At 68.9% G+C, this 10,155-nt stretch carries 15 protein-coding genes; all 15 read left to right on the forward strand.

The features are described from left to right. Positions 1 to 289 precede the first annotated feature (289 nt). Complete coding sequence (locus EAT51_RS07885) at positions 290 to 724, forward strand: hypothetical protein (RefSeq protein ID WP_130554080.1); 435 nt, start codon at positions 290 to 292, stop codon at positions 722 to 724. After that, the gene (locus EAT51_RS07890; protein ID WP_165422697.1) at positions 721 to 1,518 is read left to right on the forward strand and encodes a KilA-N domain-containing protein; all 798 of its coding nucleotides are present in this window, start codon (positions 721 to 723) and stop codon (positions 1,516 to 1,518) included. The genes EAT51_RS07885 and EAT51_RS07890 overlap by 4 nt, the downstream gene beginning before the upstream one ends. Before the next feature lie 10 nt (positions 1,519 to 1,528). Then, positions 1,529 to 1,792 (forward strand): DUF7947 five-stranded beta-barrel domain-containing protein, encoded by a 264-nt coding sequence (locus tag EAT51_RS07895; protein ID WP_130561472.1) that lies wholly within the window; start codon positions 1,529 to 1,531, stop codon positions 1,790 to 1,792. A 166-nt stretch (positions 1,793 to 1,958) separates the two neighbouring features. Beyond that, on the forward strand, positions 1,959 to 2,171 hold the full coding sequence (locus EAT51_RS07900; protein ID WP_130554077.1) for a primosomal replication protein PriB/PriC domain protein: 213 nt from the start codon (positions 1,959 to 1,961) through the stop codon (positions 2,169 to 2,171). Then, complete coding sequence (locus EAT51_RS07905) at positions 2,171 to 3,709, forward strand: phage portal protein (protein WP_130554076.1); 1,539 nt, start codon at positions 2,171 to 2,173, stop codon at positions 3,707 to 3,709. The genes EAT51_RS07900 and EAT51_RS07905 overlap by 1 nt, the downstream gene beginning before the upstream one ends. A 2-nt stretch (positions 3,710 to 3,711) precedes the next feature. After that, positions 3,712 to 6,009 carry a ClpP-like prohead protease/major capsid protein fusion protein gene (locus EAT51_RS07910; protein WP_130561473.1) on the forward strand — a complete coding sequence of 766 codons (2,298 nt, stop codon included), beginning with the start codon at positions 3,712 to 3,714 and terminating at the stop codon, positions 6,007 to 6,009. Positions 6,010 to 6,092: 83 nt separating this feature from the next. Beyond that, entirely contained in the window at positions 6,093 to 6,449 is a 357-nt protein-coding gene (locus EAT51_RS07915) for a DUF2190 family protein (protein ID WP_130554074.1), read from the forward strand. 62 nt (positions 6,450 to 6,511) lie between these two features. Further along, positions 6,512 to 6,943: a structural protein P5 gene (locus EAT51_RS07920; RefSeq protein WP_130561474.1), complete on the forward strand. Its 432-nt coding sequence runs from the start codon at positions 6,512 to 6,514 to the stop codon at positions 6,941 to 6,943. A gap of 11 nt (positions 6,944 to 6,954) precedes the next feature. Continuing rightward, a complete protein-coding gene (locus tag EAT51_RS07925) occupies positions 6,955 to 7,404 on the forward strand; it encodes a hypothetical protein (RefSeq protein WP_228257853.1) in 450 nt (149 codons plus the stop codon). 5 nt (positions 7,405 to 7,409) lie between these two features. After that, positions 7,410 to 7,688: a hypothetical protein gene (locus tag EAT51_RS07930; RefSeq protein WP_130554104.1), complete on the forward strand. Its 279-nt coding sequence runs from the start codon at positions 7,410 to 7,412 to the stop codon at positions 7,686 to 7,688. After that, on the forward strand, positions 7,685 to 8,188 hold the full coding sequence (locus EAT51_RS07935; protein WP_130554071.1) for a hypothetical protein: 504 nt from the start codon (positions 7,685 to 7,687) through the stop codon (positions 8,186 to 8,188). The genes EAT51_RS07930 and EAT51_RS07935 overlap by 4 nt, the downstream gene beginning before the upstream one ends. Then, complete coding sequence (locus tag EAT51_RS07940; RefSeq protein ID WP_130554070.1) at positions 8,188 to 8,535, forward strand: hypothetical protein; 348 nt, start codon at positions 8,188 to 8,190, stop codon at positions 8,533 to 8,535. Before EAT51_RS07935 ends, EAT51_RS07940 begins: the two co-directional genes overlap by 1 nt. 17 nt (positions 8,536 to 8,552) lie before the next feature. Further along, a complete protein-coding gene (locus tag EAT51_RS07945; protein ID WP_130561475.1) occupies positions 8,553 to 9,371 on the forward strand; it encodes a hypothetical protein in 819 nt (272 codons plus the stop codon). After that, positions 9,368 to 9,715, forward strand: a complete 348-nt coding sequence (locus EAT51_RS07950) for a hypothetical protein (RefSeq protein WP_130554068.1) — start codon at positions 9,368 to 9,370, stop codon at positions 9,713 to 9,715. The genes EAT51_RS07945 and EAT51_RS07950 overlap by 4 nt, the downstream gene beginning before the upstream one ends. A gap of 28 nt (positions 9,716 to 9,743) precedes the next feature. After that, entirely contained in the window at positions 9,744 to 10,151 is a 408-nt protein-coding gene (locus EAT51_RS07955; protein WP_130554067.1) for a hypothetical protein, read from the forward strand. Positions 10,152 to 10,155 lie beyond the last annotated feature (4 nt).

Below are 10,155 nucleotides of genomic sequence, written 5' to 3' on the forward strand. Positions count from 1 at the left end.
CCGGATATTGACACAGCGTGGCGCGTGGCGCACATTCCGCGTCGCAGCGGCCCAATCCGCTGCCGGGTTTAGCAGCCCGGTACCTGAGGCGCACCAGCGCCCATCTGCCGATGCCGGCGCTTTTTTCTTGCCGGCAGCCTGCCGGTGGCGCGTGCCAGCCAGTTCCATGGCGGGCGGTGCGCGGAGGCCGCAAGGCCTGCCGGTCCTCAGGCCGGTCTGCTAACCGCGTACCGTCCGCCACCTCGTTTAGCAGCGGGTGTCGGACTCCATCAATCCTGAGGAGCCCACCATGTCCCGTTCTGCCCAGCCGGCCGTGCCGGTGATCGATTCCCTTGTCTCCCAAGCGCTCGGCGCCGCCGCCGCCGCCCGCTTGCCGCCCGATCTGGCCCGCCGTGTCGCCCTTGCGCTGGCCGCCGCCGCCCAGCCTGCCGCCAATGCCGATCCCTCGCCCTCGGCCGAGGACCTGGATCACTACGCCAGCCGGCGCGGCTTGGCCTCCAGTCTGACGGGCTTCCTGGACGAGCAGGCCCAGCATGATCGGGAGGCGGACTTCCTGCTCGCCAGCATCGCGCAGGCAATCGATGATGACGACGAGCGGGCGCACGCACTCTGCCGCATTGGGATGGGGTGGATCGCCTCCTGCGCGCGGGAGCGCGAGCGCTTCCATCGGGTAATCAGCGCAGCATGCCAAGTCGTCATGCGCGAGGAGGGCGCGCAGGCATGAGCGCGCTGATCATCGCCAATACCCAGATCCGGCAGGACGCAGCTGGCCGCTTCTGCCTCAATGACCTGCATCAGGCCAGCGGCAGCGAGGCTCGTCACCGCCCCAGCCGATGGCTAGAGAACCAGTCAACGGCTGAGCTGATTGAAACCATCGAGGCCGAATATCCGGCTACCGAAGCCGGAATTCCGGCTTCGGCAGTGGAGACCTTGAATGATGGTTTCGTCAAGGGCACCTATGCCGTCAAGGAGCTGGTCTACGCCTATGCGATGTGGATCAGCGCCGCCTTCCACCTCCACGTCATCCGCGCCTACGACGCGCTCGTGACGGGGCAGGGCGCCGCGGCCCCGCCGCCGGTCCCGCTGGCCCCAACCCACCGCGCCGACGTGCTGGTGTCCGCCAGCCGCAGCTTCCAGGCCCTGCTGCGCACGGACCGCGCCCTGCGCATGTCCCATGCCCGTGCGGTGGCCTCGGCCAACGCCGCCACGCTGCGCGCCACCGGCATCGACCTGGTCGAAGAAATGGCGGCCGAGGATCTCCTGCAGGAGGTCGGCCCCACTGGTCTGCTTTCCGGGCCGGCCGAGGAGTTCCCCGGCGCCGGCGCGGTGCTGGCCTGGCTGGACGGCCGCGACGGCGTGGCCATGTCCGACATCCTCACCGGCGCCCTCGGCGTAGACCCCACAGACCGCGCGCAGGCCACCCGTGTCGGCTGCCTGCTCAAGCGCCACGGCTGGCGCGTGGTCGAGCACCGCCGCGGCAGCAAGCGGCGCCTCTATGTGCGCTCGCAGCGTGAGTGAGGCTGATCCCATGCCCAGATACACCATCCTCATTACCGAGCTAGATATGGAGAGGCGCTCTGCCAAGGTCCATGTTGAGGGATACGTCTTCCGGCGCGTTCGTGCGCTGATTACCGACCCAGCGGTATCCAAGCCTGGCAACGCCTATGCCGTTGCTCTGGCGAACAACAAGCGGGTCGCTGTGATTGGTAAGCCGCTACTGCGCGCGGGGAGGATTGAGATGCTCCGAATTACCGGTATCTCGCTATCGATCGAACCGGCGTTCACTGCCTGAGTGGGGACGACGCAGCATAGAGCCGCGAAAAACCTGCCCCTGAGACAGTTTCATTGAAATCAGGCACAAATTAGTTTTTCGCGCCTTGTAAATCAGTGACTTGCAAGCGGGGTTGTGCCAGCTTTTATTGAAGTTTGGCACAACCCCCTGCGTAACTTAGCTGTCCATGGCAACCGCCCTGGACATGGTCACGCTCTACACGAACGCCGAGCAGAAGGTGCTCAGTGGACAGCGCGTGCGCTTCGGCGACCGTGAGCTGACCTACGCCAATCTCCCGGAAATCCGCGCTGGTCGGCAGGAGTGGGAACGGCGCGCCGCGTTGGAAGCCTCTGCCAGCCGGCCCGGCTGCGCAACCGCCGACTTCGGCGGGGTGACCTGATGGGCACCGCCGCCACCGCGCGCCAGCGCCTGCTGGCCCAGCTGCCCGACGACAAGCGCGAGCGCGAGGCCTTTGCCGCCCGTCAGGTGCTGGCCCGCGCGCATGAGGTCACGCGTCCCTCGCGCAGCCGCAAGCTGGCGCGCGACTGGGGCAGCGGCTCGGCCATCACGGGCATGGACGCCAAGCAGCTGCGCGACCAGGCCCGCCACCTCGAGCGCGACCTGGACCTGGCCGATAACGCGCTGAACATCCTGGTGCAGAACACCTGCGGCAGCGGCATCGACGTGCTGGCCGCCCCGCGGCAGCCCGGTCGCCCAGTCGATCGCGGCCTGGCGCGCGACATCGACCACCTGTGGGACGCCTGGTGGGATGCGCCGGAGGTCACCGGCATGCATGACTACGGCCGTGCCCAGCAGCTGATGGCGCGCAGCTGGTTCCGCGACGGCGAGATGTTCTTCCAGGACCTAGTTGGCCCGGTCAGCACGCTGCCACACGGCACCGAGGTGCCTTACAGCTTCGAAATGCTCGAAGCGGACATGGTGCCGCTGGATCTCAACGACCCGGCCAGCAACGTGGTGCAGGGCGCGGAGCGCAACGCCTGGGGCCGCGTGGTGGCCTGGCACGTCTACAAGCAGCACCCCGGCGACATCGGCAGCGCCTACGGCTGGGCCAACGAGACCAAGCGCGTCTCGGCCGACAACATGCGCCAGCTCGCCCTGGTCAAGCGCCTGCATCAGGTGCGCGGCCTGAGCGTGTTCGCAAGCGCCATGTCGCGCTTCGAGGACATCAAGGACTACGAAGAGTCCGAGCGCATCGCCGCCAAGGTCGCGGCCAGCATGTGCGCCTACATCAAGAAGGGCACTGACGGCACCCAGTCGCCTCTGGGCACCACCGCTGTCCTGCCGAGCGGGCAGCCCGTGCGCGAAATGCGCATGACCCCCGGCATGATCTGGGACGACCTGTTGCCCGGTGAAGATGTCGGGATCATCAACTCCAACCGGCCCAACGCCGGCGCAGCCGAGTGGGTCACCAACCAGTTGCGGCGCGCTGCCGGCGGCATCGGCACCAGCTTCAGCAGCCTGTCGCTGGACTACAACGGCACCTACAGCGCGCAGCGCCAGGAACTGGTGGAGAAGTGGGGTGGCTACCTCATCTTCGGCGAGCAGTTCATCGCTCAGGCGGTGCGCAAGCAGCGCACGCGCTTCATTGAGGCCGCGCTGCTCGCCGGCCTGATCAGGATCCCGCGCGGCTGGAGCTTCCAGCATGTCGCCGCTGCCACCTACGTGCGCCCGGTCATGCCGTGGATCGACCCGCTGAAGGAGGCCACCGCGCGCGGTGAGGCCGAGGACCGCGGCTGGGTCAGCCCGCAGCAGAACACGCTGCAGTACGGCAACAACCCCGAAGAGGTCGCCGCGCAGCGTCAGGACTGGCAGCAGCGCAATAGCGAACTCGGTCTCAACGCCTCCGCGCCGGCCTCCCCCGAGGCCCGTGCCGACTTCCGCCGCGGTCTGACCGCACAACTCCTCACGAGGGACTGACGATGCTGGCATCGGCCATCGCACGGATCTACACCTCGCTCACCAGCCTGTTGCTGCTGGCCTGGGCGCTCATCGATAGTGCGTTCGCCGCGCCAGGCCGCGTGCTGCCCCGCGTTCGCGCCGATGCGGGTGGCACGGTGCAGACCGGCTGCCTGCTGCGCCTCACCGCCAAGGCCAATGACACGGCCGAGATCATGGTCTATGGCTGCATCGGCGAGAGTCTCTGGGGCGACGGCGTGAGCGCGCGGGAGCTGGCCGAGCAGATCGCCTCCAGCACCGCGCGCACGCTCAACGTGCGCATCAACAGCGGCGGTGGCGACGCCGCCGATGGCATCGCGATCTACAACGCGCTCAAGGCGCACAGCGGCCGCAAGGTGGTTTACATCGACGGGCAGGCCTGCTCCATCGCCTCGCTGATCGCCATGGCAGGTGACGAGGTGGTCGCCTACAGCACGTCGATCTTCATGGTGCATGCGCCGCACACCATCGCTGCCGGTAACGCCAACGACTTCCAGCAGGTCATCGACTGCCTGGGCACGCACGCCGCTGCCATGCAGGAGGCCTACGTCGCCAAGACCGGCGATGCCGCCCAGATCCAGACCCTGCTGACCGATGGGCTGGACCACTGGTACACGGCCGCGCAGGCGCTGGAGCTGGGCTTTGTGGACCGCATCGAGACGCTGGGCCAGGCCAAGGCCGCCAGTGCCGGCGCTGTAGTGGCCATCGGCTCGCTGCTTGAGGCGCTGCCGTCCACGCCCGCCCCGATTTCGGCCTGCCTGCGCGGCCACATCACCGCGGCGCTGACGCCGCAGACCTTCGCCTCGCTCCCCGAGGTTCACCAGCAGGCCGTCATCGGCCACATCGAGGATCCCACCATGAAGCAGAAGTACCAGCAGATCATGGCGAATGCGAATGGCGGGACCACCGCCACGACCGCGGCCGCCACCACCACCGCCGCCGCGGCGCCGGCCACGGTGACCGCCGCCGCCCCGGTCGCCGCTCCGGCTGCTGCGGCGCCGCCCGATGTCCTGGCCGCGCTGCGGACCCGTAACACCGACATCCTGGCCCTGGCCCAGCCGCATCTGGGCAACCAGGCCGTGCGCAGCTATGTCGATGGCGTGATCGCCGCGGCCGACCCGGCGGTGACCGCCGACAACGTCGGCCGTCACATCCTGGCGCTGCTGGCGACCGGCGCCGAGCCGCTGGGCGGCGCCGCCCGCGTGCAGGCCGGCCCCGAGCAGCGGGACCGCACCCGTGCGGCCATGCGCAATGCCATCGAGGCGCGTTCGGGCACCGCGCAGTACGACGCGGCCAACCCCTACCGCGGCTTCACCCTGGCCGAGTTGGCGCGCGAGTCCCTGGTCCAGGCCGGCGTGACCACGGCGGGCATGAGCCGCATGGACATCGTCGGCCTGGCCTTCACCCACAGCACCAGTGATTTTCCGGGTCTGCTGGGCGACACCTCGCGTGCGGCGGTGCTGCGCGGCTACCAGGAGGCCGAGGAGCAGTTCGACCAGTTCACCCGGGCGGTGAGCGTGCCGGACTTCAAGCCGACCAACCTGGTGGGCCTGGGGGCGTTCTCTGATCTGCTGATCGTGCCGGAGGGCGGCGAGTACAAGCAGGGCACCTTCAGCGAGCAGTCGCAGGCGATGAAGATCGTCACCTACGGCCGCCTGTTCTCCATCACCCGCCAGGCGATCATCAACGACGACCTGGGCGTGTTCAACGACGTGCCCCGCAAGATGGGTCAGGCCGCCAAGCGCACCATCGCCAAGGCGGTGTTCGACCTCATCAACAGCAACCCGGTGCTGGCCGACGGCAACGCGCTGTTCTCCGCGGCCCACGGCAACCTGCTGACGGGCGCGACCATCAGCACCGCGAGCGTGGACGCCATGCGCGTGGCCATGGCCGGTCAGAAGGATGCCGACGGCCACCGCATCCGCGTGCCGCTGCAGTCGCTGCTGACGCCGATCGCGCTGGGCGGCCTGGCCCGCATGGTGCGCGCCAGCCAGTACGAGGTGGGCGGCAACAAGAACCTGACCACGCCCAACATCGTGCAGAACACTTTCGAGGTGATCGACGACGGCCGCCTGGACGATGCCAGCCCCACCGCCTGGTACGGCACCGCCAACCCGGCCTTCGTGGACGGCATCGTCGTGGGCTACCTGGACGGCAACCAGACGCCGTACCTCGAAGAGCAGCAGGGCTTCACCGTCGACGGCGTCGCCTGGAAGGTCCGTCTGGACGCGGCGCCGGCCATCGCCGACTACCGCGGCATCTACAAGAACCCCGGCGCGTGACGGCGCAGGGCGCCCGCTGCACGCGGGCGCCCGCACCGGCTGCTGCCTGATTCCCAACCCGTCACGATCTCCGGAGAACCATCATGAAGAATCAGTATCAGGACGGCCGCGTCCTGGACATCACCCTGGAGGCGCCCGTCGAGAGCGGCGGCGTCATCACCAAGGGACGCCTGCTGGCCATCGCCGTCAGCAAGGGCGCGACCGGCGACACCATCGCCGCGCATGTGGAGGGCGTCTTCGCGCTGCCCAAGCTCAACACCGCCGTGATCAATGTCGGCGACCCGGTCACCTGGGACATCAGCCCGGGCCGCGTGATCGTCTCCAGCGCGACCACGGGCGATGTCGAGAACTTCGGCTATGCCGTCCGCGCCGCGGGCAATGGCACCACCGAAGTGTTGGTGCGCCTGACGCCGGGTGCCGGAGTGCCCAAGTCGGCCTGATCCACCTCGCCCCGCCGTGCGCGGCGGGGCCCTCTTCCCGCGTCTGATCGAGTACTGCACGCATGACTGCACCGCGCGGCGTCCGCAACAACAACCCAGGCAACCTCGACCGCAATCCGAACGTGATCTGGCAGGGCGAGGACCGCAGCGAAGGTGCGCTGGCGCGCGAGAAGCGCTTCTGCGTGTTCCTGACTCCCGAGTATGGCTTCCGGGCGCTTGTGCGCACCCTGGTGACCTACCAGGACAAGCACAAGCTGCGTACGGTCGATCAGATGATCCGGCGCTGGGCGCCGCCCAGCGAGAACGACACCACGGCGTACGTGCGACAGGTGGCCAGCGCGCTGGGCGTCGCGCCGGACCGGCCGTTGGACATTCATGCGCCTGAGACCGCGTTCCAGTTCGCCAAGGCGATCGCGCGCCACGAGAACGGGGGCAACTTCTGGGGCGACCAGGTCATCCGTGACGGCGTGGAGCTGGCGGGGGTGCGCGCGTGATGGATGGCGGCATGTCCATCGGCCTCAAGCTCTTCGCCGCGCTGGCCGCCTCGGCCACCGGCAGCGCCGTGGCTACCGAGGTCATCACGCGAAGCGAGCGGATCATCCTGGGGGTGCCGCAGTCGTGGTTCCTCGCGGCCGTGGTCGGCGCGCTGATCGGCGTGGTCTTCCTCAAGGACATCGACGCCGGCCGGATCTCGCCGGCGGCCGAGGCGGCACTGGCGGTGCGCTGGTCCACGCTGCTGTTGCGCGTGGTGATGCTGGGCGGCTTCGTGCTGGCGTTCGCCATGCTGGCCAGCTGGCTGGTGGTGGCGCTGACCGTGCTGGCTCCAGGCATCCGCGAAGCGGGGGTGGTGTTCAGTGGGCTGAGCGGCGCGGTGATCCGGCCGATGCTGCCGCACTACCTGTCCGGCCTGCAGAAGTTCACCGACCGCTGGGCCGGCAGGGGAGGGCAGGCGTGAACAGCATGCCCTACCTGGTCAACCTGGTGTCCACGATGGCCGTGTTCTGCGGCTGCACCTGGAAGCTCGCGCTCTTGCAGGTGGGCGGCGGCGACCGGCGCCACTACGCCACGGGCGTCCTTTGCGCGCTGTGCTACATGGCCATCGCCTTGGGCATGCTGGGCATCTTCCTGCGCGATCTGGACCGCCACAGCTACGTCGCGCCCTGGTACCTGCTGGTCCTGCGCATCGGTCTGACCGTGCTGTTCGTCTACCCGTGGAAGCGCCGGGCGGGTGACGCATGAGCGGCGTGCTGGCGTTCCTCAACGCGGCCGTCGGCCTGGTGTTCGGCTGGGCGGCGGACCTGCTGGGCTGGCTGCGCCGCCCAGGCAACTGGCTGAAGGCCTGCTGCGCGGTGCTGGCCGTGCTGCTCGCGGTGGCATGCCTGGCCTCGTACCGCCAGGGCCAGCAGATCGTGGTCGTCACTCGCCAGGTCACCCAGTGCCGCGCCGACGCCAAGGCTGCGGCCGACAAGGCGACCATGGACGCCGCCACGCTGCAGCAGAACTACGACGCGTTGCGCTCGGCCATGGGCACGATCAAGGACAACCTGGACGCCGAGGCCGAGAAGATGCGCGCCCTGCAGGCCCGCAACGCCCAGTTGGCGGCGCAGACCGCGTCGGAGAAGGCCAAGGCCGATGCCGGCGCCAAGTCCTACCGGCAGCAGTACGACCAGCGCCCGCCCGAGTGCATTGCGGCACTCGATGCGATGGCGGCGGCCTGCCCCGCGCTGAGGGGGTATTGATGCGCGCCGTTGCCTTCGCCGCCCGGCGCCTGGCGCGCTATGGCTTTCGGTTCGGTCTGCTGCTCGCGGTGCTGGGTGTCGGCGCATGCGCGCGCAACAAGGTGCAGCCGGTCCAGCCAGTGCCTGCGCCGATCATCATCCGCGTGCCTGAGGCGCGTTACGTGCCGATCCCGGACGAAATGACCGAGGCCTGCCGCTGGGTCGCCGACGGCCCGCTGCAAGACGTGCTGGTGGTCGCGCGCGGCCGGCGCCAGTGCCTGGAGCGCTACGAGAGCCAGCTGCGCCAGATTCGCGCTGTGCAGGGCACGCCGGTGTCTGTGTCTTCCGACCTGGGAGGCAAGCCGTGAGCCTGCTGGTGTTCGACGTGGACGGCAACGGCAGCTGCAGCCGCACGCTGACCGATCTCGAGCAGCGCCAGTTGCCCTATGCCCTCATGCAAGCGGTCAACGGCGTGGCGGGCGAGATCAAGTACCAGTGGGATCGGCTCATCCAGTCCCAGTTGGACGCGCCGGTCAAGCTCACGGTGAATTCCGTCTACCTGCGCAAGGCGCGATACACGCGCGGAGACGATGGCACGCGCGAGGCGGGCGCGGCTGAGGTCTTCATCCGCGACGAGGCCGCCAAGGGCACGCCGCCTGCGCGCTACCTGATGCCGCAGGTCTTCGGTGGCCTGGGCCACGATCGCGGCATCGACCGGGGGCTGCGGCGCGCAGGCTGGTTGCGGCCCGGCGAGTTCGCGGTGGCGGTCGCCGACAACACCCTCATGGACAGCCACGGCAACGTGCGCAACGGCGTGGTGCAGCAGATCTTGTCGCAGCTGGGTGCGCAGTTCGATGCCAATAGCAACGAGGACGCCGACGCCAAGGTCTTCCGTAATCGCCGCGCCCGCGGCAAGTCGCTCAAGCAGGCGCGCAACCGCCGCTTCTTTGCCGTCAGCCGTCAGGGCAAGGAGGTGGGTACGGTCGGCAACCACACGGCGCACCTGTCGCCCGGCGTTTATGTGCGCGACGGCAAGCACGACCTGACCAAGGTCTACAACTTCGTGGGCCGCGCGCCGACCTACGCGCCCCGGCTGGACCTGTTCGGCGCTGCTGAGCGCACCTGGTTGAAGCTGATGCCGTTCTTCACCGACCGCGAGCTGGACAAGGCCATGGCCGATGCGGCGCGCCGGGGGTGGGCATGAGCCAGGCCGACTTCCTGCGCGGGTTTGACGCGATGGCGTTCGGCGCCTTTCAGGCCGCCGGAGTGGGTGATCGCGCGCGCTACACCGCGCCGGGCGCGGTCGCGGGCGTGCCTTGCGATGTGCTGGTGGACCGGCAGATGACCGAGTACGGCAACGGCGTGGCCGATGTCGCGGCGTCCCATGTGGTCGTCGGCTTCCAGCGGGCCCAGGTCCAGCCTGTGCGCCTTGGCGCCCTGGTCCTGTTGCGCGCCGATGGAACAGACGGCGAGGCCTTCCGCCTGGATGCCGAGGTCGAAGGCCTGTCCGACGAGTCGATCGTGCGCTGGGTGGTGTCTCGTGGCTGACAGTCCTCGCAAGCAGCTCCTGGCGGCCATGAAGGACGTGCTGTCCATCATCACCACCGCCAATGGCTTCAACACCGACGCCGGGCTCAATGTCACCACCGAGCCCGCGCAGATCCCCGGCACGCTGACCGAGCCCGTGCTGGCGCTGCTGATCGAGAAGCAGCAACGCCCTGCTGACGCCGCCGCCGTGGCGCGCACGCGCTTGACCACGCTCATCGTCGCGGTGCGTGTGCCAGCCGACCTGGACGAGGCCCAGGACCGCCTCGATGACGTCATCAGCGATGTCGAAGCGGCGATGGACCGGCCGTCGATGGACCGGTTTCCAGTCGGGGTCCAGTGGCCGCGCTACGTCGGCGTCGACTTCGGCCAGCCGCTCGCCGGCCTGGGCTGGAACGGCGCGCTGATCACTTACCAGACCCACATCCCCATCCGATAACCCG

It is taken from the genome of Pseudoxanthomonas winnipegensis (assembly GCF_004283755.1).
Lineage (GTDB): Bacteria > Pseudomonadota > Gammaproteobacteria > Xanthomonadales > Xanthomonadaceae > Pseudoxanthomonas_A > Pseudoxanthomonas_A winnipegensis.

Bases quoted from the DNA above. Each gene is read 5' to 3' on its own strand.
- EAT51_RS07955 (WP_130554067.1), top strand. From the start codon at position 9,744: ATGAAGGACGTGCTGTCCATCATCACCACCGCCAATGGCTTCAACACC.
- EAT51_RS07935 (WP_130554071.1), top strand. From the start codon at position 7,685: ATGAGCGGCGTGCTGGCGTTCCTCAACGCGGCCGTCGGCCTGGTGTTC.
- EAT51_RS07895 (WP_130561472.1), top strand. From the start codon at position 1,529: ATGCCCAGATACACCATCCTCATTACCGAGCTAGATATGGAGAGGCGC.
- EAT51_RS07910 (WP_130561473.1), top strand. From the start codon at position 3,712: ATGCTGGCATCGGCCATCGCACGGATCTACACCTCGCTCACCAGCCTG.
- EAT51_RS07900 (WP_130554077.1), top strand. From the start codon at position 1,959: ATGGCAACCGCCCTGGACATGGTCACGCTCTACACGAACGCCGAGCAG.
- EAT51_RS07950 (WP_130554068.1), top strand. From the start codon at position 9,368: ATGAGCCAGGCCGACTTCCTGCGCGGGTTTGACGCGATGGCGTTCGGC.
- EAT51_RS07905 (WP_130554076.1), top strand. From the start codon at position 2,171: ATGGGCACCGCCGCCACCGCGCGCCAGCGCCTGCTGGCCCAGCTGCCC.
- EAT51_RS07890 (WP_165422697.1), top strand. From the start codon at position 721: ATGAGCGCGCTGATCATCGCCAATACCCAGATCCGGCAGGACGCAGCT.
- EAT51_RS07915 (WP_130554074.1), top strand. From the start codon at position 6,093: ATGAAGAATCAGTATCAGGACGGCCGCGTCCTGGACATCACCCTGGAG.
- EAT51_RS07930 (WP_130554104.1), top strand. From the start codon at position 7,410: ATGCCCTACCTGGTCAACCTGGTGTCCACGATGGCCGTGTTCTGCGGC.
- EAT51_RS07925 (WP_228257853.1), top strand. From the start codon at position 6,955: ATGTCCATCGGCCTCAAGCTCTTCGCCGCGCTGGCCGCCTCGGCCACC.
- EAT51_RS07920 (WP_130561474.1), top strand. From the start codon at position 6,512: ATGACTGCACCGCGCGGCGTCCGCAACAACAACCCAGGCAACCTCGAC.
- EAT51_RS07940 (WP_130554070.1), top strand. From the start codon at position 8,188: ATGCGCGCCGTTGCCTTCGCCGCCCGGCGCCTGGCGCGCTATGGCTTT.
- EAT51_RS07885 (WP_130554080.1), top strand. From the start codon at position 290: ATGTCCCGTTCTGCCCAGCCGGCCGTGCCGGTGATCGATTCCCTTGTC.